General features: G+C 66.6%; 18 protein-coding genes. 12 read left to right on the top strand and 6 right to left on the bottom strand.

Annotated elements, in window-relative coordinates:
• Positions 1 to 4 precede the first annotated feature (4 nt).
• Complete coding sequence (locus F0U60_RS25265; protein ID WP_395824228.1) at positions 5 to 997, bottom strand: AraC family transcriptional regulator; 993 nt, start codon at positions 995 to 997, stop codon at positions 5 to 7.
• Positions 998 to 1031: 34 nt separating this feature from the next.
• Here F0U60_RS25265 and F0U60_RS25260 point away from each other — a divergent pair, with 34 nt between their 5' ends.
• Entirely contained in the window at positions 1032 to 2120 is a 1089-nt protein-coding gene (locus F0U60_RS25260) for an alkene reductase (RefSeq protein ID WP_395824225.1), read from the top strand.
• A gap of 407 nt (positions 2121 to 2527) precedes the next feature.
• Positions 2528 to 3547, top strand: a complete 1020-nt coding sequence (locus tag F0U60_RS25255) for a hypothetical protein (protein ID WP_395824223.1) — start codon at positions 2528 to 2530, stop codon at positions 3545 to 3547.
• Positions 3548 to 3569: 22 nt separating this feature from the next.
• Here the strand turns inward: F0U60_RS25255 and F0U60_RS25250 are convergent, their stop codons facing one another.
• Positions 3570 to 4610, bottom strand: a complete 1041-nt coding sequence (locus F0U60_RS25250; protein WP_395824220.1) for a hypothetical protein — start codon at positions 4608 to 4610, stop codon at positions 3570 to 3572.
• 309 nt (positions 4611 to 4919) lie between these two features.
• On the opposite strand from F0U60_RS25250, the gene F0U60_RS25245 reads away from it, so the two are divergent.
• Positions 4920 to 5549, top strand: a complete 630-nt coding sequence (locus F0U60_RS25245; RefSeq protein ID WP_395824217.1) for a hypothetical protein — start codon at positions 4920 to 4922, stop codon at positions 5547 to 5549.
• Positions 5550 to 5649: 100 nt separating this feature from the next.
• Here the strand turns inward: F0U60_RS25245 and F0U60_RS25240 are convergent, their stop codons facing one another.
• Both F0U60_RS25240 and F0U60_RS25235 read right to left on the bottom strand, forming a co-directional pair.
• Entirely contained in the window at positions 5650 to 6780 is a 1131-nt protein-coding gene (locus tag F0U60_RS25240; RefSeq protein WP_395824215.1) for a DUF2403 domain-containing lipoprotein, read from the bottom strand.
• A 102-nt stretch (positions 6781 to 6882) separates the two neighbouring features.
• The gene (locus F0U60_RS25235) at positions 6883 to 8862 is read right to left on the bottom strand and encodes a trypsin-like serine peptidase (protein WP_395824212.1); all 1980 of its coding nucleotides are present in this window, start codon (positions 8860 to 8862) and stop codon (positions 6883 to 6885) included.
• A 317-nt stretch (positions 8863 to 9179) separates the two neighbouring features.
• Between F0U60_RS25235 and F0U60_RS25230 the strand changes: the two genes are divergently transcribed.
• The 5 genes from F0U60_RS25230 to F0U60_RS25210 are packed head-to-tail and all read left to right on the top strand — an operon-like array spanning position 9180 to position 14853.
• Complete coding sequence (locus tag F0U60_RS25230; protein WP_395824209.1) at positions 9180 to 10526, top strand: ABC transporter substrate-binding protein; 1347 nt, start codon at positions 9180 to 9182, stop codon at positions 10524 to 10526.
• Positions 10523 to 11404, top strand: coding sequence for a carbohydrate ABC transporter permease (locus F0U60_RS25225; protein ID WP_395824206.1), 882 nt, complete (start codon positions 10523 to 10525; stop codon positions 11402 to 11404). Before F0U60_RS25230 ends, F0U60_RS25225 begins: the two co-directional genes overlap by 4 nt.
• Before the next feature lie 4 nt (positions 11405 to 11408).
• Complete coding sequence (locus F0U60_RS25220; protein WP_395824203.1) at positions 11409 to 12242, top strand: carbohydrate ABC transporter permease; 834 nt, start codon at positions 11409 to 11411, stop codon at positions 12240 to 12242.
• 13 nt (positions 12243 to 12255) lie between these two features.
• Positions 12256 to 13338, top strand: a complete 1083-nt coding sequence (locus F0U60_RS25215; protein WP_395824200.1) for an ABC transporter ATP-binding protein — start codon at positions 12256 to 12258, stop codon at positions 13336 to 13338.
• A 15-nt stretch (positions 13339 to 13353) separates the two neighbouring features.
• Positions 13354 to 14853 carry a mannitol dehydrogenase family protein gene (locus tag F0U60_RS25210; RefSeq protein WP_395824197.1) on the top strand — a complete coding sequence of 500 codons (1500 nt, stop codon included), beginning with the start codon at positions 13354 to 13356 and terminating at the stop codon, positions 14851 to 14853.
• A gap of 131 nt (positions 14854 to 14984) precedes the next feature.
• Here F0U60_RS25210 and xylB read toward each other — a convergent pair whose 3' ends face one another.
• A complete protein-coding gene (gene xylB, locus F0U60_RS25205; RefSeq protein ID WP_395824194.1) occupies positions 14985 to 16448 on the bottom strand; it encodes a xylulokinase in 1464 nt (487 codons plus the stop codon).
• A gap of 168 nt (positions 16449 to 16616) precedes the next feature.
• Between xylB and F0U60_RS25200 the strand changes: the two genes are divergently transcribed.
• Entirely contained in the window at positions 16617 to 17195 is a 579-nt protein-coding gene (locus tag F0U60_RS25200) for a hypothetical protein (RefSeq protein ID WP_395824191.1), read from the top strand.
• Entirely contained in the window at positions 17196 to 17579 is a 384-nt protein-coding gene (locus F0U60_RS25195; protein WP_395824188.1) for a hypothetical protein, read from the top strand.
• 4 nt (positions 17580 to 17583) lie between these two features.
• Here F0U60_RS25195 and F0U60_RS25190 read toward each other — a convergent pair whose 3' ends face one another.
• Positions 17584 to 19431, bottom strand: a complete 1848-nt coding sequence (locus F0U60_RS25190; protein ID WP_395824185.1) for a hypothetical protein — start codon at positions 19429 to 19431, stop codon at positions 17584 to 17586.
• Between the two features lie 169 nt (positions 19432 to 19600).
• On the opposite strand from F0U60_RS25190, the gene F0U60_RS25185 reads away from it, so the two are divergent.
• Together F0U60_RS25185 and F0U60_RS25180 are read left to right on the top strand one after the other, a co-directional pair.
• Positions 19601 to 20911: a M16 family metallopeptidase gene (locus F0U60_RS25185; protein WP_395824182.1), complete on the top strand. Its 1311-nt coding sequence runs from the start codon at positions 19601 to 19603 to the stop codon at positions 20909 to 20911.
• Complete coding sequence (locus F0U60_RS25180) at positions 20908 to 22206, top strand: M16 family metallopeptidase (protein WP_395824179.1); 1299 nt, start codon at positions 20908 to 20910, stop codon at positions 22204 to 22206. Before F0U60_RS25185 ends, F0U60_RS25180 begins: the two co-directional genes overlap by 4 nt.
• The last annotated feature ends 11 nt before the right edge of the window (positions 22207 to 22217 follow it).

Raw genomic sequence — 22217 nt, 5'->3', positions numbered from 1 at the left:
CGACTCAGCCAAGCGCGCGAGTCCGCTCGTTCTGCCGCCGATACGCGCCTGGCGCAATCCCTTCCCAGCGCTTGAAGGCCCGGTTGAACGACGCCTCGTTCTGGTAGCCGACGGTTACCGCGACCTCACTCAGCGAGAGCTCGCTTTCGCGGAGGAACTGGGCGGCCTTCGTCATCCGCCACCGCGCGAGGTACTCCAAGGGGGGTTCTCCAACGAGCGCGCTGAAGCGTGCGGCAAACCCGGAGCGTGAGAGGGCAACAGCCGTCGCGAGACTCTCGACGGTCCAGGGTTCGGCGGGTCTCTCGTGAATGAGCGAGAGGGCCTTGCGAATCTGAGGATCCGCGAGCGCGCACAGCCCGTGCTCCCGGCACTGACCTGCCGCGATGTGGGTCCGGATCGCCTGCACGAGCAAGATGTCCGCGAGCCGGCTCATGATGACGGTCGCGCCCGGGCTGGACGAGGCACTCTCCGAGATGAGCAGTTGAACGATCGCCGTCAGCGAGGGGGACGTCTCGGGCGAGTCCGCAGCGACCTGGATGACGCGCGGAAGTCCCTCGAACAGCAACGTGCGAGGCGCGGCGCCGAGCCGGAAGGAACCCGCCACCAGCGCCGTCCGGGCCCCGCTGCCACCCAGCCGGATCGGCCCTCTCCCGTGAGAGCGCTGGCATTCGCCTTTCCCTAGAATGTGGAGCGGACTCCCCTCCGCATCGCGGAGCGTGTGCCCTCCGCCGTGCGGAAGCAGTACCAGGTCTCCCGCAGACAGTACGATGGCTCCCTCAATCCCCTCGACCTCCAGGCGAGCGCCTCCACGCGCGATGACGACGATGTGCGCAGCAGGCCCCCCTGGGAACTGGATTCCCCAAGGCGCATACAGGTCGAAGCGGCCATGCATGAGGGTCGTCAGGCGCATGGTGTCCAACACATCTGCGAGCACGTCGGTTATCGGCTCGTCTCCCGGGCTTGGACGATCGGTCAATTCTTTTGGACTGGATGCCATGGCACGTCCATATCGGCCCCGACATTTTCTGGCCATGACAACCCCTTCAAACCTCCTCTCCCCCTTTCGCCTGGGCCGCCTCGAACTGAAGAACCGGATGGTGCTGGCGCCCATGACGCGCAGCCGGGCGCTCGTCGACGGCAATGTGCCCAACCCCCTGGCAGCGACCTATTACGCGCAGCGTGCCTCGGCGGGGCTCCTCATCTCCGAGGGGACCCAGGTCAGCCCTCAGGGCGTGGGGTACATCCGCACGCCCGGCATGCACTCGCCCGAGCAGGTCGCGGGCTGGAAGAAGGTGACGGATGCCGTCCATGCGGTGGGCGGCGTCATCTTCGCCCAGCTGTGGCATGTCGGGCGCATCTCTCACCCGGACTTCCATGACGGCCAGTTGCCCGTGGCGCCCTCCGCGATCCCCGTCGACGGGGAGGTCTTCACGTTCAAGGGCAAGACGCGCATGGTGACGCCGCGAGCGCTGGAGACCGAGGAGCTTCCCGGCATTGTCGAGCAGTTCCGGCGCGCGGCCGAGAACGCCAAGGAAGCGGGCTTTGATGGTGTGGAGCTGCACGGCAGCAACGGCTACCTGCTCGACCAGTTCCTGCGGGATGGCTCCAACCAGCGCACCGATGCCTATGGTGGCAGCATCGAGAACCGGGCCCGCTTCCCGCTGGAGGTGGCCCGGGCGGTGGTGGACGTCTGGGGCGCGGAGCGGGTGGGCTATCGGCTCTCGCCGCAACCGTATCCCTACGGGGGCATGACGGACTCCACGCCGGCCGAGACATTCTCTTACATGGCTCGCGAGCTGAGCCGGTTGAAGCTCGGCTACCTGCATGTCACCGAGGCCGTGACGGGCAAGTCGGCACCCAACGCGGAGCAGCGCATCACCCCGCTGATACGCAAGGCCTTCCAGGGCACCCTCATCGTCAACGGTGGCTACGACGCGCAGACGGGAGAGGCAGCGCTCTCCCAAGGAGAGGCCGATCTCGTGGCTTACGGCGTGCCATTCCTCGCCAATCCAGACCTCCCGGAGCGCTTTCGGCACAAGGCCCCGCTCAACTCGGCGGACTTCGCCACCTTCTACAGCGGCGAGGAGAAGGGATACACAGACTACCCGGCACTGCGCTAACCCGAGGAGCAACTCGAGAGGCCGGGATACACCCCTCCGTGCGCTCGTCCCGAGCCTCTCCTCATACCCTCACAGGGATGGCTTTGATTGCCTCGGGAGGCAAGGGGCCGCACGCAGGGCGACAGTCCGTGGGACGGAGAAAAAACATACTTGAACTTGTGCACAGATGTGGCGGCAGCCCGTGAGCGCACACGGTGCTTCGCTAAAGTACGCGCCCGAGTACGAGCATGTCGCTGGTTACTCCCTCCAGGACACCCTTCATGTTGGACTCCTCTCTCCAAAGCCGCTGTGCTCTTCACAGGTGCGCGCTCGTTGTCCTCTCCCTCCTCGCCGGAGTGGTATGTGCCCCGCATGCCGGATCCGAGCTGGGCTTTGAATACCTATCAGCGCCCCCCGGGCTCCACTCCGTGGACGAGTGGGAGAGGCGGTTCCTCACCCAATGGGAGCTCGAGCATACGACGAGCTTCCTGCCCGCGAGCACCTCGCGCGACAGCTGGCAGTTCTACGGCCTCTCCTACGGCATTGATGGCAACACCGCCATGTACCGAGCCACGGGGAAGGTTCAATACCTCGACCGGGCCCTGCTCTACGTCAACAACGTCGTCAACTCGGCCAGAGACTCCTGGTCGCTCTCCGGAGGCCAATTCAAGGACGTGTACAGAGGCTGGGCCTCGCAGCATCCGGAGACCAGGGGGCAGGAGGTGCCGCTGTACGAGAGCTACTGCTGGCGCTACGTGACCCGCCTGCTGCGCGTCATCCGAGAGACGCCTGCGCTCTACAACACCCCCCGGTATCGCGCGCAGTACCATCGTTTGCTGGAGTTCTCGGAGATAGACATTTTCGAGAAATGGCTCCGACGAGGAGCGAGCATCCACATCTACCGGGAAAACACGCACATGGCCTCGCACTGGGCCGCTATCGCGATGAACCTGTCGCTCCTGACGACGGACGCGACACGCAAGGCCCGGTACTTGGAAGTGCTCAACAACATCAACCGGAGCCTGCCGAACCACTCGTCGTCTCTGCGTGAGCAACTGGGCGCCAGCCCCGTCAACGAGGCGGCCTTCTTCTGGAACGACTCCTGGGGCACCCACTCGCGTCCTGGCCAGGACGTGTCCCACGGCAACGCCGTGGTGGCGTTCATCATCGAGGCATACGAGGCGGGAGTGGAGTGGACCGAGGATGATGTCCGCGCCCTCACGGTGACGCTCGACTCCGTCATCTGGCCCGCAGACGAGCAGTACGCCAAATACGTTGACGGCTCGGGGCGTGGCAATGGGTGGTTCAACGACGGCTTCATGAAGCTCGGCCGCTACGACATCCACCTCCAGCGCCGGCTGGAGAACCACTCCGTCGGGAACAACACCCAGTTCTACGGAAATGCCGCGCTCAACGTGCGGTTGCTGTCCGAAAAATCCGCACGTTGAGCCGTGCCGGAAGGCAGCTGACTCAGCGGCTGAAGCCCACCGGATCAACGAGGAACCGAGCGGAGCACTTGCTGCGGAAGTCCTGCGGGGCGGTCCTGATCAGCTCGCTGAGGCTCGAGCCCGGCTGGATATGAGCTGGCAAGGAGATGTAGACGTCGGTCAGCTTGCCGCCGGCGCAGGTCAATTGCAGCCGCTGGCGAGCTCCTTCGCCCAGGGCGCTGTCCACCTGCGCCAGGAAGTCCTCCACCAGGACCTGCTTGCCCATGTTCGCGGCCATGAACTTGTTGAGGCCCGAGTCGTTGAACTGGCGAACGAGGTCGATGGCTACCTCGAAGTATTGGCTGGGATCCCAATCCACCTGACAGGTGCCGTGCTTGAACCACTCGTGGCGCTCCAGACACGAGGCAGTGCCAGGCATCACCTGGCTCAACTGCCTGGTCACCTCCGCGTTGACGCCGGGGGAGGGGTAGTCACAGAACTCGCGCTGCGGGCGCCGGTGCTCACAGTTGCCATAGTTGATGCCGCAAGCCTCCCGATTGGGCCAGAGGCCGTGCAGGGTGAAGTTGCCCGCCGACTGGTAGGCGGCGGGGAAGTTGGCAGCGCACTCCTTCTTCCCGCGGTGGCTCTCGCAGAAGGCCGGCTGCCAGCTCAGGGCCAGCTTGAAGCTGTCCTGCAGGCCAGCGGTGCCGCAGAGCGAAGGGTCATCCGGCTCAATCGGGCGTTCGGTCTCCGCCTGCTCTTCTTCCGCCGGCGTCTCGCTCAACTCCTGTCTTCCGCAGCTCGCCTCCACCCACCGCTCTGGCGGATTGGCATCCTCCACCCGCACCCGCACCCAATCCGGCTGCTGGGGGCGATTCACCTCCAGGATGACGTAGGCATCACCCGGCTCGAGGCGCGCCTTGTCGGGGTTGCTCTTCTTCTTCTTCGACACAAAGGCCTCGCAATCCCTCTCCGCGTGCAGAGTGCCGCGGAGGGGGACGCTCGCGCCGCTAGGTCCGGGCGCGAAGAAGACACTGACCGCCAGGAGGACGGAAGAATGCCGTTTGCGCCATTCGATGATCATCGAGTCTCCCGTGGGTGAGGGGGGCGACGCCGGACACCGCGAGTCACCGGCGCTGACCGCACAAGGGTACGTCCGTTCCCGGCTCCGCTTCGCGAAGCACCCCTGACGCGAGTCTCGCGCCACACACAACCCACGAGCGATTCAACGAGTCTGAACAGGCGCGGACGCGTACGTCACCCTCGAGTCCGAGACGCCTGTCATCCAACCAAACGTGCACACGTGTGCGGCCCCATTCACACCTGACACAACCGAGACTCCATTCTTTCAGAGGGTTGCGCAGGGCACGAATCTTGATTGAGCCGCGGGTATATGAATCCGTACACCACTCGTTTCCTCGCCTTCGCCAGCCTTCTCACGGCCCCTGCCCTGGCGCTCGCCCAGGATGAAGCCCCGAGCGAGACCGCTCCCGCGGAGTCCGCTGCACCCTCGAGCCGCTCGCGCAGCGCGCTCGCCGTCGGTCTGCGCAGCCATTCGCTCTCGGTGGAGGCAACCCCGCCCGAAGCGCCAGCTTTTGTCGTGGACCTGGAGCACCCCATGCTGCCGCACCTCACGGTGTTCGGGGGCTTTCATCTCGGCATGGGCATGGACGCCGTGGGCCTTCAGGCCGGAAGCCGTCTCTACGTCGGCAACCAGCCGTTCCAGGGTCTCTTCCTGGGCCTCCAGGCGGAAGGCACGTTCTTCAAGCGCGACGAACAGACAAGCGGGACCCGGACGTCCGTCGGTGGGCTCCTGGGTTATTCGCAGACGCTCGGAGAGCAATGGCGCGTGTCGCTCGGCGCGGGCGCCGACGTCAGCCAGACGCGAAGCGAGACCGTGGAGCCACCCACCCCGGGGTGCATTCTCTTCACCCCCTGTCTGTTGACCAGACGCGAGACGCACGTCGAGAAGCAGGAGGCGGTGCGGCCCCTCGTCCGGCTCGCGGCCGTCTACCGGTTCTGAGATGATCCCCCAGGGCACGGGAGCCAGCCGGGGCGGCGGCATGGAGGGACGCGTACCCGGGCGCTGACGGGATGCTTCGGGCAGGGGCGAAGCCGGTGGCTCAGGGCATCGACAGGGTGTGACCCGTCATCGCCAGCCAGGTGGAGACGGTTGCGTTGGACACGCTGTCACCGAAGTCGAAGGCGTCGGGCTTGAGCCGCAGCATCTGCACCTTCCCGCTCGCGTCGAAGATGACGATGAAGGTCGCGCTCTCCTTCACCGGGCGCATGAAGTAGTTGGGGCCGCTGCCCGTCGCACCTTCGAAGGAGTAGATGGTGCTCGTCGCATGCATCGGATGTTCGCCGTGGATGACCTCGGCCACGTCCAGCTCCCCGCAGCCTCCAGGCGAGCCCATGCCCCGGCAGTTACAGCCATACTGCGCGGTGCGTACCACGCGGGCATTGAGCATCCAGATGGCCGGCACGTCGTCGTAGTACTCGGTGATGGGCCCCGTGTAGCGCGGCATGCGGGCGCGGATGGCGAAGATCTTCGCGCCCGCCCAGCCGTGACGCGTCACGCCCCGGTAGAAGCCACACTCGCTCGCATCCCCCGTACCGTTACAGGGCTCGTCCGACAGGATGTTCATCTCGACCCGGTTCGCGAGCGTGCCGTTGAAGCGGGTGGGGGCCGCGACGGCCGTCTTCGCATCGGCGGAGGCATAGCTCTGGCTGTTCCCACCGCACAGCGTCCACTCGCCGCTTCCCGTGCCACCCAGGTTGTTGAAGAAGGTGAGGTTCGTGGAGCCGCAGCGGTTCCACGAGGACACCCGCTTCCAGGAGCTCGCGTCCGGCCGGTAGACGGCAATGTCATACAGCTCCATCGGTCCGCGGAAGTTGACCGTCAGCTCCTCGTTGAAGGGAGCGAGCGCGCCACTCACGGGCGTGGTTGCCTTCTGGCACGCATTGGAGGGGCAGGCCTGTCCCCAGACACCGGGAACCATGTGCGTCACGCGCTCGTACGAGCCCGTGCCACCCACGTTCTTGATGGTCATGGTCGTCACCGGCGTGCCCGTTCCATCTGGCAGGTCATCCCCGAGGTCCTGGAGCGCCGCGGTGTTTCCGACGGCGCAGTCCGCTGCTGCGAGGGGCACGGCTCCACCGTCCGGAGCGTCCTCCGGTGGTGTGGTGGTCCCACACGCGCTCTGCAGGAGCGCGGACAACGCGAGCATCGACAGCTTCCATCCGCTCTTCATGAGTGTGTTCTCTCGCTGAGTTGAGAAAGGAATGTGCCGGGAACAAAAAACGGCGGCCCCGGAAAGAGGGCCGCCGTCATTGAACCACAAAGCGCGGAGGGTCTACTGGATGGTGTAGGCCACCGTGCCGCTGCAGCTGCCGGAGGAGTAGCAACCTGCGCGAATCTGATACGTGCCGCCCGCGCCCGCCGGAACGGTGTAGCTCAGGTACGAGAGCCTGCTGCACGAATCATCGTTGGAGCTCACCTCGGCGCCGGCAGCGGTATAGAGCCGCAGGTACGTATCACCGGTGCCGGAAGAGCCCGCCACGGTGCAGGTGCCGAGCTGGATCGTCTGTCCCGCGGCCACCGTCACGTCGTGATTGGTGGTGTTGAGGGTGGCGCTCTGGGTGCTGCTGGCGCTGAAGTTGAACGAACCGGTGGAGGGAGTGGGACCGGGAGTCGGCGGGGTACCGGCGGTGATCTTCCACACCACGGTGCCGCCGCAGGAGCCACTGGAGTAGCAGCCAGCGCGAATCGTGTAGGTGCCACCCTTGCCCGCGGGCACGGTGTACTTGAAGTAGGACGAGTTGCTGGAGCAGGCGTCGTCGTTGGAGGCGGCCTGGACACCCGAGGCGTCGAACAGGCGCAGGTAGGTGTCACCCGAAGAGGTGGCGCCGGTGAGGTTGCAGGTGCCCACCTCCACCACGTCCCCCGCGTTGAGGGTCAGGCTCTTGTCCGTCGTGTTCTGCTGGGCGCTGTTGGTGTTGGTGGCGGTATAGGTGAAGGACTCGGGAGGAGGCGGAGGAGGAGGCGGCGGCGGGGGCGGCGGCTCGCCGTTGGCACCCCACGGGTCCGGGCACTCCTCGCTGCGGAGGGCGCACTGCGGCAGGCTGCTACCGAGGTGGCTGATGACCTCCTGGATGGGCACGCCGCGGTTGGGGCAGTTGGCGCAGTGGTGCAGCGCCACCACCTGATGGTCGGCGTAGCCAATCACCGGCGAGCCCGAGGAGCCACCCTGGGTATCCGCGTAGTAGCCCACGTCATTGGGACCACCGCTCTGGCAGGCCGCCGCGTTGAGGCTGTACACCTCGGCGAAGCCGGAGGCGTCAGCCGTGGCGCTGGAGGTGACGGCGATCTTCTTGCCGTACGCCGCCGGGTGCTGGGGGACGTAGATGCGCTCTTCCAGCACCGCGCCAGTAGGACGCAGCTGGAGGAAGCCATAGGTGCCGGAGGGGTTGCTGGGCAGCTTCAGCAGCGTGTAGTCCCGGGGGGCGTCCGTCTTGATGAGCGTGGCGCTGGTGGCCACCACCGTGCCAGGGCACGCGCCCCACGAGGCGCAGCTGGTGGAGCAGGTGCTCCCCTCGGCCATGAACTCGTAATCGGTGTTCTGCGCTGCCGCGGCCGTGCTGATGCAGTGGTTGTTCGTCAGCAGGTGGCCCTCGTTGCCCACGAGCCAGCCGGTGCACGCGCTGGAGCCATTGATGAGCAGGCGCACCACGGCCCGAGCGTGGTTGTAGATTTGCGCCTCGCTGCCCTCGTAGCACCGGGCCCAGCCGGAGTCGTCCGCGCCACACAGGGCCTTGGTGCTGAAATCGGAGCTGTCCAGCTCCTGCGCGGTGTAGCCGCGCGCGTACTTGTCGATGCGGTAGCCGTACTTGTTGAGCACGCCGCGGCGCTCCACCGCCTTGCTGTGCAGCTCGATGATGGCGGTGTCTCCGGGGATGTGGATGCCCCAGAAGCCATCGCGCGCGCCTGGGTGCGAGTTGTCATAGCGCCAGGAGCGCGAGCCGTCCGGAGAACGGACGACGAGGTAGTCCCCCTCCTCGAGCTCGAGCGTGGCGAAGTGCGGGGCGATGTACGAGGCCCCGGGATGGGTGATCTTCTCGCTGAGAAGCGCCCCTCCCCTGGCGGCGCGCAGATCCACCGCGGCGGCGTACGGGTGCGGTGACTCGAGGCGGCGCACCACCTCCTCACCCACCTTCTTGATGCTCTGCGATGCGGGTGACGCCTTGCACACCAGATCACTCGCTGATTCCGCGGCTTGCGCGCTGACGCCGAGCGCGAGGCTTACGGCGAGACATGCCAGTCGGATGTTCTTCATCAAGACCTCCCATCTTTCATCATCTGAGAAGCTGTAAGTACGGCAATTACCTTCTTAACAGATGACTCCGACATTCCCAGCTTTTGGATGCTGGGGTGCGTCATCGCTTCAGGGAAGTTCCATAGGGTTACACAATTGCAATCGCCATTGAGTCGTTCCCCTCCTGTCTCTGCTCACAGCAGGGGCGTTAAGTTGCGCCATTTGTTACATGGTCCGCAGCCCGGACATCCGGGATTGAACAGGAAGTTGCCCCACCGGGCGATCTGATGGATTGGCGCGACTGCCCGCCGTGAGGGCGCAGCCGCCGGAGTCACCGAATGAAGAGGATGAACCCCGCACACACCGCCCTCGTGGGGCTCGGCCTGCTGCTCGGGGCCGACGCCGCCGGGGCCGCCACGCTGACCATTGGCACCGTCAACAACGGCGACATGGTCCGCATGCAGTCGCTGGCAAAGGTCTATGAAGAGCAACACCCCGACGTGAAGCTCAACTGGCTGGTGCTGGACGAGAACACGCTCCGTCAGCGGCTCACCACCGACATCACCACCGGGGGCGGCCAGTTCGACATCATCACCATTGGCGCCTACGAGGCCCCCATGTGGGGCCGCCAGAAGTGGCTGATGCCGTTGGAAGGCTTTTCGCCCCAGTATGATGTGGACGACCTCATGCCCAACGTGCGCAAGCAGTTGAGCATCGAGGGCCGCCTGTATGCGCTGCCCTTCTATTCCGAGGGCTCCATCACCTACTACCGCACGGACCTGTTCGCCGCGAAGGGGCTGAGCATGCCCGCGGAGCCCACGTGGAAGGAGATCCGCGGCTTCGCCGAGAAGCTGCATGATCCCGCCCACGGTGTGTATGGCATCTGCCTGCGCGGCAAGGCGGGCTGGGGCGAGAACATGGCCATCATCACCACCATCGTGAACGCGTTCGGGGGCCGCTGGTTCGACGAGAAGTGGGAGCCCCAGTTGGACACCCCCGAGTGGCACCAGGCGGTGAACTTCTATGTGGATCTGCTCTCCACGTTCGGCCCGCCGGGGCCCAGCAGCAACGGCTTCAACGAGAACCTGACGCTGTTCAACGCAGGCAAGTGCGCCATGTGGGTGGACGCGAGCGTGGCGGGCTCCTTCGTCACGGACAAGACGCAGAGCCTGGTGCCAGACAAGGTCGGGTTCGCCAAAGCGCCGCGCGCTGTCACCGAGAAGGGCAGCTCCTGGCTGTGGACCTGGGCGCTGGCGGTGCCGTCGAGCTCGCGCCAGAAGGAGGCCGCGTTCGCGTTCATCCAGTGGGCCACGTCCAAGGAGTACGGGCAGCTGGTCGCCAAGCACCATGGCATCTCCGCCATGCCGCCGGGCACGCGTGTGTCCACCTACGAGAACGCGGAGTACCTCCAGAACACGCCCTTCGCCCAAGTCACCCGGGAAGCCATCCAGACGGCCAACCCCGACTCCCCCACCCTCAAGCCCGTGCCGTACACGGGCGTGCAGTTCGCCACCATCCCCGAGTTCCAGGCCATCGGCAGCATGGTGGGCCGGCAGATCTCCGGGGCCCTCGCGGGCTTCAGCCGCGTGGACAAGGTGCTGCACACCTCGCAAGGAGCGGTGCGGCGCACCATGCACCGCGCGGGCTACTACGACGAGAACGAAGCTCCAGGAGCTCAGAGATGAGTGAAGCCGCCCAACCTTCCAGCCGCGCCGGCCGCCTCACCGCGGCCCCCGCGATCCTCATGCTGTTCGCATGGATGATCGTCCCGCTGGTCATGACGCTGTACTTCTCCACGCAGTACTACAACCTGCTCTACCCGGGCAAAACGAAGTTCGTGGGGCTGGAGAACTTCACCTACTTCTTCACCTACCCGAGCTTCCTCACGAGCATCGTCAACACGCTGCTGCTGGTGGGTAGCGTGCTGGTCATCACCGTGGTGTTCGGCGTGCTCATCAGCGTGCTCGTGGACGCGAAGTTCCCCGGCCAGGGCATCGTGCGCATGCTGCTCATCTCGCCCTTCTTCATCATGCCCACGGTGAGCGCGCTCGTCTGGAAGAACCTGCTGATGAACCCGGTGTCCGGGTTGTTCGCCTGGGTGTTCCAGCTCTTCGGGCTCACGCCCATCAACTGGTTCTCCGACTGGCCCCTGCTGTCCATCATCCTCATCGTCGCCTGGGAATGGCTGCCCTTCGCCATCCTCATCTTCGTGACGTCGCTGCAGTCCATGGATCAGGAGCAGAAGGAGGCCGCGCAGATGGACGGCGCCACCCCGGTGGCCATCTTCCGCCACCTGACGCTGCCGCACCTGGCTCGGCCCATCGCCGTGGTGGTGATGGTGGAGTCCATCTTCCTGCTCAACGTCTTCGCGGAGATCTTCACCACCACCGGCGGAGGCCCGGGCGATGCCACCACCAACCTGCCCTTCCTCATCTTCACCCAGGCCCTGCTCGAGTTTGACGTGGGCGCCGCCAGCGCGGGCGGCCTCGTTGCCGTGGTGCTCGCCAACCTGGTTGCCATCTTCCTGATCCGCCTGATCGGCAAATCCCTCACCCAGGCCTGAACCCATGCCCGACTTGAACAACCGCCGTCAGGTCACCGAGACGCTGCGCGCGATCTGCGCGTGGCTCGTCGCCCTGCTCATCTTCTTCCCCATCTTCTGGATGGTGCTCACCAGCTTCAAGACGGAGCTGGGCGCGTTCTCCATGCCCCCGAAGTTCTTCTTCACCCCCACGCTGGAGAACTACCGGGAGATCCTCGAGCGCAACAACTACCTGCACTTCGCCTGGAACTCGCTGCTCACCAGCGGGGGCGCCACGCTCCTGGGCATGATCGTGTCGGTGCCCGCGGCCTACGCGTTCGCCTTTCATCCCAGCGAGCGCACCCAGGGCACCCTCATGTGGATGCTGTCCACCAAGATGCTGCCCGGCGTGGGCGTGCTGGTGCCCATCTACCTGCTGGCGCGCTTCACGGGGCTGCTCGACACGCGCTTCCTCCTCATCGTCGTGTTCGCGCTCGTCAACCTGCCCATCATGGTGTGGATGATCTACACCTACTTCCGCGACATCCCCCGGGACATCCTGGAGGCCGCGCGCATGGATGGCGCCACCACCGCGCAGGAGATCTACCGCGTGCTCCTGCCCGTCAGCCGGGGCGGACTCGCCTCCACCGCGCTCCTGGCGCTCATCCTCAACTGGAACGAGGCGTTCTGGTCCCTCAACCTGACCACCACCCAGGCTGCGCCCCTCAGCGCCCTGGTCGCCTCGTTCTCGAGTCCAGAGGGTCTCTTCTGGGCCCGGCTGTCTGCCATTTCCACGCTCGCTTGCGCTCCGATCCTGGTACTGGGCTGGGGCTCGCAGAAACAACTCGTCCGCGGTCTGACCTTCGGCGCCGTCAAGTAACGGAACACCCCCCATGGCACGTCTCGAGCTCAAATCCCTAACCAAGTCCTTCGGTGACACGCGCGTCATCAAGGGTGTGGACCTGACCATCGAGGACCGCGAGTTCTGCGTCTTCCTGGGCCCCTCCGGCTGTGGCAAGTCCACGCTGCTGCGTCTCATCGCGGGCCTGGAGCAGGCCACGTCCGGTCAAATCCTGCTCGACGGGCAGGACATCACAGGGCTGCCTTCGGCCAAGCGCAACCTGGCCATGGTGTTCCAGTCCTATGCGCTCTACCCGCATATGACGGTCCGCCAGAACATGTCCTTCTCCCTGGAGCTGGCCAAGGCGGACCGCAAGATCATCGACGAGAAGGTGGGCCGCGCCGCTCGCATCCTGGAGCTGGAGCCGCTGCTTGATCGCAAACCGGCGGCGCTCTCCGGCGGCCAGCGTCAGCGTGTCGCCATTGGTCGCGCCATCGTCCGCGAGCCGCGCATCTTCCTGTTCGACGAGCCCCTGTCCAACCTGGACGCCTCCCTGCGCGTGCAGATGCGCCTGGAGATCGCCCGGCTGCACAAGGAGCTCAACGCGACGATGATCTACGTCACCCACGATCAGGTCGAGGCGATGACCCTGGCCGACAAGGTGGTCATCTTCAACGCCGGCAACATTGAGCAGGCCGGCTCGCCACAGGAGCTGTACCGGCGCCCCGCGAACCGCTTCGTCGCGGGCTTCCTTGGCATGCCGCAGATGGCCTTCCTCGACGCCACTCGGACGGACTCGACCCTGACCCTGGCCAATGGCGGCACCCTGCCCCTGCCCCCGGGCATGCGCTCCACCGCTGAAAGCAGCCGAGTGACGGTGGGCGTGCGTCCTGAACAGCTCACACTGGGACAGGCAGGACAGGGAACGCTGGACGGCCGTGTGGACATGATCGAACGGCTGGGCAGCGACGCCTACGCGTACCTCTCCGTGCCTCAGCTCGGGCGCGTCACCGTTCGCTGTGAAGGCGATGTGGGCGCGATTGAGGGCACATCCGTCTCGGTCGCCCTCAAGCCCGAGCGCATCCACGTCTTCGACGCCAACGGCGTTGCCATCCACCACCCCTCCTTGAGCTAAGAGCTCCCCTCTCCCATGCACACGCTCGATCAAGCCCACCTCAGCCGCTTGCCCTCCTCCATCGTCCGCCCCGGTTATGACCGGACCCGGGTGCGCGCCGGCATCGCCCACATTGGCGTGGGCGGCTTCCACCGCGCTCACCAGGCCATCTACACCGACCGCGCCCTCGCACGGCCCGGTCAGGAGGGCTGGGGCATCTGTGGCATCAACCTGCTGCCCCAGGACGCCGCCATGGCCGCGGCGATGAAGACGCAGGACGGGCTCTACACCGTGAGCGAGATGGCGCCGGATGGCTCGCACGTCTCGCGCGTCATCGAGTGCATGGTGGAGTACCTCTATGCCCCGGAGAACCCGGAGGCGGTGCTCGCGAAGCTGAGCCACCCGGACATCCGCATCGTCTCGTTGACCATCACCGAGGGCGGCTATCTCCTCGACCAGCACGGGACGTTCAACCTCCAGAACCCCACCGTCGCGCACGATCTGGCCAACCCCGGATCACCCCAGGGCGTATTCGGCTTCCTCGTGGGAGCACTGGCGCGCCGGCGCAAGGCGGGCGTGAAGCCCTTCACGGTGATGTCCTGTGACAACCTGCGCCACAACGGCGCCCAGGCCCGCCGCGCCGTTGTGGCCTTCGCCAAGGCGAGGGATCCAGAGCTGGCCGCGTGGATCGAGCGCGAGGTGGCCTTCCCCAACGGCATGGTGGACCGCATCACTCCCGCCACGGACGACGTCGCCCGGCAGAAGCTGCGGGAGCTGACCCAGGTGGACGACGCCGCCCCCGTCATCTGCGAGGACTTCATCCAGTGGGTGCTGGAGGATGACTTCCGCAACGGCCGCCCCGAGTGGGACGCCGTGGGCGTGATGTTCACGAAGGACGTGTCGCCGTACGAGGAGGCGAAGATCCGCCTGCTCAACGCGACCCATACGATGCTCTCCTACCCCGCGTACCTGGCCGGCCTGCGCAAGGTGGACGACGCACTGCACGATCCGCTCTTCTTCAGCTATCTGCGCGGCTTCCTCGACCATGACGCGGGCGTGTGGCTCAAGTCCCTGCCCGGACTCGAGATCCCCTCCTACAAGGACAAGCTGCTCGAGCGCTTTGGCAACCGCGCCGTGGGCGATCAGCTCGCGCGCCTGTGCATGGACGGTGGCTCGAAGATCCCCGGCTTCCTCCTGCCTACCGTGCACGCCATCCTGGAGAACGGCCGCCCCTACCACCGCATTGCCTTCTTCCTCGCCGCCTATGACCGCTACCTCAAGGGCACGGACGAGAAGGGCCAGCTCCACACGATCAACGAGCCCAACGCGCGCCAGTTGCTCGAGCCGGTCATGCAGAGCAGCTCGCCCATGACGCTCATCCAGCTCAAGGAGGTCGTGGGCTCGAAGATTCCCGCGCACCAGGGCTTCGTGGACCTGTATCTGAAGCTGCGCAAGCAGATCGACGAGCAGGGCGTGGTCGCCACGCTCAAGTCGCTCGACCCGGCGAAGGAGACCCCTCCCTCCGCCAGGGCCTGAGTCCTCTAAGCCAGGAGACCTCCGCCCTCCGGCCGCACTTTTCGCCAACTTGTCCGACTGTCGGACAGGTCGCGGAAGAACGAGCCCGGAGGGGACGCCTGTCGCTTGAGAACTGCCAGCCTCCCGGCTCTTCAATTGGCTTCGGACACCTGCGCGAGCGCGGGATAGAGGCGGCGCCAGCGGGCGTACTCCTCAGCGTAGAGAGGTACGAGCGTGGCATCGGGTTCCACCACCCGGGCCACGGGCGGCGGCACGGCGAGCGCGAAGGGATCCTCGCCCGTCGCCGCGAGCCGCCCCAACCGCGCCGCTCCGAACGCGCCTCCGAAGTCCCCCTCGGCATGCACATCGAGCGGACGGTCGAGTACGCTCGCGAGGATCTTCAACCACAGCGGCGAGCGCGAGCCCCCGCCCACCGCCGAAGCACGTGCAATCTGAGTTCCCGCGTCGGCGAGCACGCGCAGGCAGTCCGCGAAGGCATAGGCCACGCCCTCGAGCACCGCCTGGGTCAGCGCCGTGCGACCCTCTCCGTGCGCCAGGCCCACGAACGCCCCCCGCGCCGAGGCGTCATTGTGCGGCGTACGCTCCCCCGACAAGTACGGCAGGAACTTCACTGGGGACGGTGCCTGGACGCGCTCGCCGAGCGCGGCGATGAGCGCGGGCGCCGGCTCGCCCAGGAGCGAGGACAACCACTCCAGGCTCGCGGCGGCGGACAGGATGACGCCCATCTGGTGCCAGGTGTGGGGCACGGCATGGCAGAAGGCATGCACCGCGCCCTGGGTGTTCGGTGAGAAGCGCGCGTTGGACACGAACAGCACGCCCGAGGTGCCGAGCGATACGAACGCTGCACCCGGCTTCACGGCACCCATGCCAATTGCACTCGCCGCGTTGTCCCCGCCTCCTCCGGCGACCACGGGCGCTCGGGTCATACCCCAGCGTCGGGCCAACTCGGGACGCAGCCGGCCGGAGGACTCGGATCCCTCCACGAGCCGAGGCATGTGCTCGCGCGTGAGCCCCGTGGCCGCGAGCAGCTCGTCGGACCAGTCTCGCTTCGCCACGTCGAGCCACAACGTGCCGGCGGCGTCCGACATGTCCGAGACATGCTCGCCCACGAGGAACAGCCGCACGTAGTCCTTGGGCAGCAACACCTTGCGCGTCTTCGCGAAGCACTCGGGCTCGTGCCGGGACACCCAGAGCAGCTTCGGCGCGGTGAAGCCCGGCATGGCCAGGTTGCCGGAGAGCTCGCGCGAGCGCGGGCAGCGTTCCTCCAGCAGACGGCACTCGGCCTCCGAGCGACCATCGTTCCAGAGGATGGCTGGGCGCAGCGGCTTGTCATCCGCGCCCAGGAGCGTGGCGCCGTGCATCTGACCGGACAGGCCGATGCCCTCGACGGCCGCCAGGGATTCCCGGTGTGAGGTGGCCAGCGAGTCCAGCACGTGCGCGCAGGCGCGGAGCCACGCCTCCGGATCCTGCTCCGACCAGCCGGGATGCGGCCGGTCCACCTCGAGCGCCGCGCTGGCACTCGCGAGGATGCGCTCCTGGCCGTCCACGAGCACGGCCTTGACGGATGAAGTGCCCACATCAATGCCCAGGAACATGTACCGTCCTCTCCTTCGTGTGCCGTTTTCTCGCCCCGTCTCTCGTGGTCGTCACGATGAGTGAGGATGTCGCTTGCCATGCCCGCCCGGCATGGTACCAGAGCGCCTCCCCTCCACTTCGCGGGACCCCCCTTGATAATGCCCCTTCACGTCAGGTCAGGCGCCTGCATGCTCCTGCCCCTCATCCTCCTGGCGTGCAGCAACCCTCGCCCTGTCCTCTCCGAGAAATTCCAGTCTCCACAGGACCGGCTCCTGGTCATTCGTGATACCTCGGATGAGACCCAGGAAATGACCTGGCAGGAAGTATCAGAACTCGACCGGGCACTACTCGATCAGGCGCTAATCCGGTCAAGGGATTCAGGTCCAATAGCGCTCACTGCACGTCGTGACAGGGATTGTGACAAGGAACAAATCGAGTGCTTCCGGCGCTGTTGGAAGCGAAAGCCGCCCTATCCCTACAAGCGTGGTGGCCATGATCATCATGCGTTCTGCGAGAACACATGTCGCGAAGCTTACGATGACTGCCTCAAATTGAACGAGCTTCACGCACTGGAATTCACGGTGATGGATGATGCGATTGACTGGTTGAGAAGCCACCGCCAACAACTCCTGGTAGGCACCCTCGTCACAGTTGCTGGCGTGACGTTCATCGTCGTCTCTGCCGGTGCTGGAGTGTTGATCCTCGCTCCGCTGGTTCTCATAACCCAATCAGAAACTTCGCTGGATGGTGAAGTGAGTGGAGGATGAATGATGAGCTCCAAACTGGAAGACCTTCTGAGCTCCCTGGAAGCAGTGGCTGGACAGCACTCCAGCGATCCGGAAGCGGTGACCACCCTCGAGACCGCGGCCCTGGCTCTCCACTTCATCCGACGCATCGGCCGGATGAATGATTTCTGGGAGTACGTAAAAGCCGTCAACGCCGAAGAAGCCTGGCCAAAACCCCTTCGCTCCTTCGCAACCGAGGATGAGGCTCGAGCCTGGCTACGAACCCAGCCGACCCTTCCCTATGAAACAGTGTTGGAGATCGCAGGCGCTCTCCACACCGTCACACGCATGCGCGACGGCGAGTGGGTCCTCATCCGCTCCCCCACGATCGAGGAGTTGAAGGCCATGGAGGAGTCGGAAGAGTGATTCTTCAGGGCGTGGGCTCTAGTGCGAGAACCACTCCCTCGGGCTTCTCGAAGATCGTGAAGCCGCTGGCCCGGGCCCGCTTCAACGTCAGCTCGTAGAGTGCGACGAATTCAGGCTCCCTCCGCGCCTTGTCCCGGAGCAGCTCGATCCGCGCCTTCCACCACTCCGTCGTATGGCCCGCTCGCAGTGCAACCGCCGGCACCGAGCCATCCAACAGCACCGCCGATACGCCCGCCGTGTCCTGGCTCGCCGAGTACCCGCCACTCCATTGCTTGACCACCTTCCCTTCCTTGTCCCGCTTCACCCACCAACCGGACGGTCTACCCTCCTCGAACGCCCCCTCCTCCTCCACCAGCCCCGAGTCGAACCACGTCGCGTAGCGGCCGTGTGCCAGCCCCTTCTGGTAGCTCCTGAGCATCCGCCGGTTGCCGCTCGCGTAATAGATGGAGGTCGGGCCCTCGCGCTTGCCGCCCACGTACTCCTCCTCCAGCAGAAGTCGCCCGCTCGGCAGGTACAGCTTCCATTTCCCGCTCGGCTGCCCCTCGGTATAGGCCTGCTCATCCAGCAGCACGCCCGTCTCGCTCCACATGCGGAAGGTGCCGTGCCGCTGGCCCTCACGGTACTCCCCTCTCGCCAGCAGTCGGCCCTCTGGCCCTCGCGCCCACTCCGCTCCGTGCCGCGCCCCCGAGGGCCGCACGCACGCGCTCACCCACTCGCCCCAGGAGCCCTGGGTGTGGCGAGCCGACGTCCCTGACTCGCAAGCCAGTTCCTCGTTCCGGAAGAACCACACGCCCAGCACCGCAACGGCCGTGGCCGCCAGCAACCCCACCCAGACAGGCTTCGGAGCGCGGGAGCCCCCCCCTCGCGCCGCCGAGCCCCACCCGCGCGCCCTTCCTCCCGGCACCCCCACGGAGTTCGTCAGCACCCAGAGCGCTCGCCCCATGCCGGACAGCACCGCCACGAAGGCCGCCGTCGACAAGAGCCGCACCGCCAGCGCCGCCATGCGCGAGAGCTCCCCGGGATGGAGGACTGCGACGCTCTCGAGCGCCACCGATCCGGCCAGCAGCCCCACGGCCGCGATGGCCCTCTTGTGCAGCCCCAAGCGGAGCCCCGCCTTCCGGGACTCGGCGGCCATGCCCAGCTCTCTCAACACGTACGGCCCGCCCACCAGGTTGAGCCCTGGCACGAGCACGAGCGCCACCGACTCCAGCTCGCCCATGTCGAGCGGCGAGCCGGCACGTCGGGCCAGCCGATGTCCCAGGCCCATGGCCAGTCCGAGCAGTCCCCAGGACAGCAGCGCCAGTACCCACGCGGACAGCGGGAAGAAGTCGGACGACGCTCCGGTGAGCACCGGCAGCAGCACCGTCATCTCCAACAGCGACGGGAAGCTCCTCGGCAGGGCCCCCTGGAGGAGCAGCACCACGCCTGCTACCGCCAGCGCCCCGAGTGCAATCGGCCCCCAAGCCCGCGCCGCCGGCGTGTTCAGATTCACGTCCGGCGTCTCAGGCGGAAGCTCCCGAGCCACCGAGGGCACCGCGCCTGATGGCCGAGCCACCGAGGGCACTGCACCGGACGGGCGCTCCCTCGCCACCACGGGCTCCTTCGGAGGCGGCGCGGCTGGCGCGGCCTGCGCGGGAGGCAGCTCTGCCCAGTCCAGCGACGCGTCCTCCTCGGACAGCGGCAGGACCTCCCCTACCTCGGGCAGATCAATCGAGAACGGATCCACCTCGGGCGGAGCCGCGGGCGCGGGCGCAGGAGCGGGCGTCGCGGCCGGACGCCGGGCGGCGAGGGAGGGCGCGGCATCCCAGTCCAGATCCAGGCCGGATCCTTCGTCCGGGCTCGTGGTGGACACGGGAGAACCGCAGTGAGCACAAAGGCCCCCCACACTCCGGGTGAGGGGCCGGTGACAGACAGCGCAGGAAGACGGAGGCGTGGCGCTCATGGCATTGTACGCGGCGGGTGGCCGCGCTGGCCGGCAAGCCTGCCGTGCCTGACCTTCCTTTTCCAGTCACCCCGGCTTCATGAGCCTCACACCCCCCGCGTTCGTCCTCCGCGCCACTCGGTTGCTCCTGCTGCTGCTGGCTCCCGCCGCGTTCGCCGCGCCCTTCGAGGTGGAGACCTTCCGGCCCTCGCCGCAGCATCCGCTGCTCCTGCTCGCCCCTCGCGAGGCGAACCGCTCCACGCTCACCATTGTCTTCGACGCGGGCGCCATCGAGGAGAACTTCGAGAACGGGCTGACGCGCATGTCGCAGCACGCCCTGCTGCACGCCAACGCTCGCGCTACCTACGAAAAGCTGGCGCTCGCCTTCTACAAGTCCGCCGCCACGCTCGAGCTGCGCACCGGCCTGCACGAGAGCCGCTTCACCCTCACCGCGCCCCCGTCCCAATTCGATGCGCTCGCTCGCACGCTGCTCACCTCCGTTCTCTCGCCCAAGCTCGACCTCAAGCGCTTCAAGGCCACGGTGGAGCGGACCCAGAGGGATCCGCAGCCTGTCGACCAGGACAACTGGGTGGAGATGCTGCTGGCGCGTGCGCTCCTGGAGGACCAGCGCTACCGGGATGAGAACCTCGGCTCGGTGGAGAAGCTCGAGGAGCTGGAGCCCCAGAAGTTGCGCCAGTACGTGACCACGTGGTTGGCGCCGAGCAACGCCACCATCATCGCCACCGGGCACTTCGATGCCAAGGCGCTGCGCACGCTGGTGGCGGGCTTCAAGGGCGGAACCCCCCACAAGCTGGAGCAAGCCAAGCTCAGCCTCCCCTTCAAGCGTGACGTGCCCTCCGATCGTGAGGTGCAGGTGTTCGCCTATCCGGTGCGCATCGAGACGGCGCGCCACGCGGCTGCGGCACGCGTCCTCGCCTCGCTGATGGAGGAGCGCCTCTACAACCGTTTCCGCAATGCGGGCGTGGGCTACGGCTTCGCCTCTGAGATCGTGTTGACGCCCGCCATTGATGTGTTCGCGCTCATCCTCCCGGCCTCGGAGCGCTCGGGCCTGGACCTGGCTCGCTTCCTGCGCGAGGAGGTGCAGGCGGTGCGCGAGGGCAAGCTCGAGCCCGGCTCCTTCGAGCGCCACCGACAGGGCATGCTCCGACGGCTGCAGCTGGCCGATACGGACCCGGCGCTGGTGGCCGAGCAGCTCCGGCTCACGCGTCACCGCCCGGCCTGGTACGGGGCGGATCTGCCGGCCGCCCTGGAGGCGCTCACCCCGGAGTCGCTCGGTGAGCTGGCCTCGAGCTGGCTGCGCAACGAGTCCTCCATCCAAATCCACTTCACCATTCCCCGCCCGCCCCCTCGCGAAACCATCGAGCTGGATCCCGTGCCGGAGAACCGATGAGTCCCCTTGCCTGCTTGCCTCATGCTCGCCGGGCCGTGCTGGCCCTGGTGCTCATCTCCACCGCTGCCCTGGCGGAAGACTCGCGGAGCGTGCCACCGCCCACCGTGGAGGCCCTGCCCGATGGCAGCGAGTTGATCCTCGCCCCGCGTGCCGGCGCCCCCTCCGCCTCGCTGCACTACGTGGTGCGCACGGGCGCTCAGAAGGACCCGACCCTCAAAGAGGGGCTGGCGCACCTGCTCGAGCACCTCATCTTCTCTGGTAGCCATGACGTCCGGGGCTCGGACTTCCGCGCCGCGGTGAAGGCCGCGGGCGGCGAGTTCAACGGCTACACCACGCCCTTCTCCACCTCGTATGTCCTGCGCGCCCCGACGGCGGCCTTCCTGCCCCTGGCTGAGCAACTGCTGCGCATCGTCTCCAGCCCCACGCTCGATCCGAGGACGATGCAGCGCGAGGTGGAGATCATCCGCACCGAAGGCACCTACTTCAGCAAGCCGCCGGGCTTCCGCGAGCACCTGGAGGATGCGCTCTTCGAGGGCCCGGGCACGCGCTCCATCCTCGGCGACAAGGGGACGCTCAGCTCCATCACCCATGAGGACGTGGTGCGCTTCTATACCCAGCACTACGTACCGGCGAACACCAGCATCGTCCTCACCGGAGGCGTGAAGCGCGAGGAGGTGCTCAAGATGCTGGATGAGGCGGTGCGGCTGCCGCCGTCGCTTCCCGGCGAGTACGAGCCCACCAAGCTGGTGGAGCCACTGCTGCCCATCGAGCAGGCCACGCGCGCGCCCGAGAGCCTCATCGCCTACGGCTATCTGGTGGCGCCCGAGGACCGGCGAGCGTGTCCGCGGGTGGCGGCCGTGCTGGAGATGCGGCTGGTGCGCGAGCTGCACATCGACGAGCCCATCACCACCGGCCTGGAGGTGCAGTGCCTGTCGCTGCGTGGCAACACCTTCCTGATGGTGCTGGCCCACAGCGGCTCGATGGACGCGAGCAACCTGCCGGACCGGCTGCAGGAGGCCTTCGAGCTGCTGTCCCGCAAGCCCATGAAGCCCGCGGAGGAGAAGCTGGTGAACCAGCACTTCCAGCTCAGACTCGCGCAGCAGGCGGATGATGATGAGTGGCGCGCGTCGGAGCTGGCCCGGCTGGTGTCCCAGCCCCGGAAGGAGTCGCTGACACCGGTGGAGCTGATGTCACCGGCTGCCCCCCTGCCCCGCAAGGATGTTCAGGATTTTGCACGCCGCACCTTCGTCCCCGAGGGCCAGGTGGTGGTGAACTTCTCTCCCTTCGCCGGGTAGGACCGGGGTCC

Origin of the sequence: Archangium minus (assembly GCF_044360475.1) — a bacterium.
Classification (GTDB): domain Bacteria; phylum Myxococcota; class Myxococcia; order Myxococcales; family Myxococcaceae; genus Archangium; species Archangium minus.
The sequence above is the reverse complement of the archived record's forward strand: the minus strand, read 5'-3'. Positions and strand labels throughout refer to the sequence as shown.

Coding starts and splice junctions, on each gene's coding strand:
- xylB (WP_395824194.1), bottom strand. CDS start 16,448: ATGTTCCTGGGCATTGATGTGGGCACTTCATCCGTCAAGGCCGTGCTC.
- F0U60_RS25195 (WP_395824188.1), top strand. CDS start 17,196: ATGATGAGCTCCAAACTGGAAGACCTTCTGAGCTCCCTGGAAGCAGTG.
- F0U60_RS25260 (WP_395824225.1), top strand. CDS start 1,032: ATGACAACCCCTTCAAACCTCCTCTCCCCCTTTCGCCTGGGCCGCCTC.
- F0U60_RS25230 (WP_395824209.1), top strand. CDS start 9,180: ATGAAGAGGATGAACCCCGCACACACCGCCCTCGTGGGGCTCGGCCTG.
- F0U60_RS25215 (WP_395824200.1), top strand. CDS start 12,256: ATGGCACGTCTCGAGCTCAAATCCCTAACCAAGTCCTTCGGTGACACG.
- F0U60_RS25220 (WP_395824203.1), top strand. CDS start 11,409: ATGCCCGACTTGAACAACCGCCGTCAGGTCACCGAGACGCTGCGCGCG.
- F0U60_RS25210 (WP_395824197.1), top strand. CDS start 13,354: ATGCACACGCTCGATCAAGCCCACCTCAGCCGCTTGCCCTCCTCCATC.
- F0U60_RS25265 (WP_395824228.1), bottom strand. CDS start 997: ATGGCATCCAGTCCAAAAGAATTGACCGATCGTCCAAGCCCGGGAGAC.
- F0U60_RS25240 (WP_395824215.1), bottom strand. CDS start 6,780: ATGAAGAGCGGATGGAAGCTGTCGATGCTCGCGTTGTCCGCGCTCCTG.
- F0U60_RS25235 (WP_395824212.1), bottom strand. CDS start 8,862: ATGAAGAACATCCGACTGGCATGTCTCGCCGTAAGCCTCGCGCTCGGC.
- F0U60_RS25180 (WP_395824179.1), top strand. CDS start 20,908: ATGAGTCCCCTTGCCTGCTTGCCTCATGCTCGCCGGGCCGTGCTGGCC.
- F0U60_RS25185 (WP_395824182.1), top strand. CDS start 19,601: ATGAGCCTCACACCCCCCGCGTTCGTCCTCCGCGCCACTCGGTTGCTC.
- F0U60_RS25200 (WP_395824191.1), top strand. CDS start 16,617: ATGCTCCTGCCCCTCATCCTCCTGGCGTGCAGCAACCCTCGCCCTGTC.
- F0U60_RS25250 (WP_395824220.1), bottom strand. CDS start 4,610: ATGATCATCGAATGGCGCAAACGGCATTCTTCCGTCCTCCTGGCGGTC.
- F0U60_RS25245 (WP_395824217.1), top strand. CDS start 4,920: ATGAATCCGTACACCACTCGTTTCCTCGCCTTCGCCAGCCTTCTCACG.
- F0U60_RS25225 (WP_395824206.1), top strand. CDS start 10,523: ATGAGTGAAGCCGCCCAACCTTCCAGCCGCGCCGGCCGCCTCACCGCG.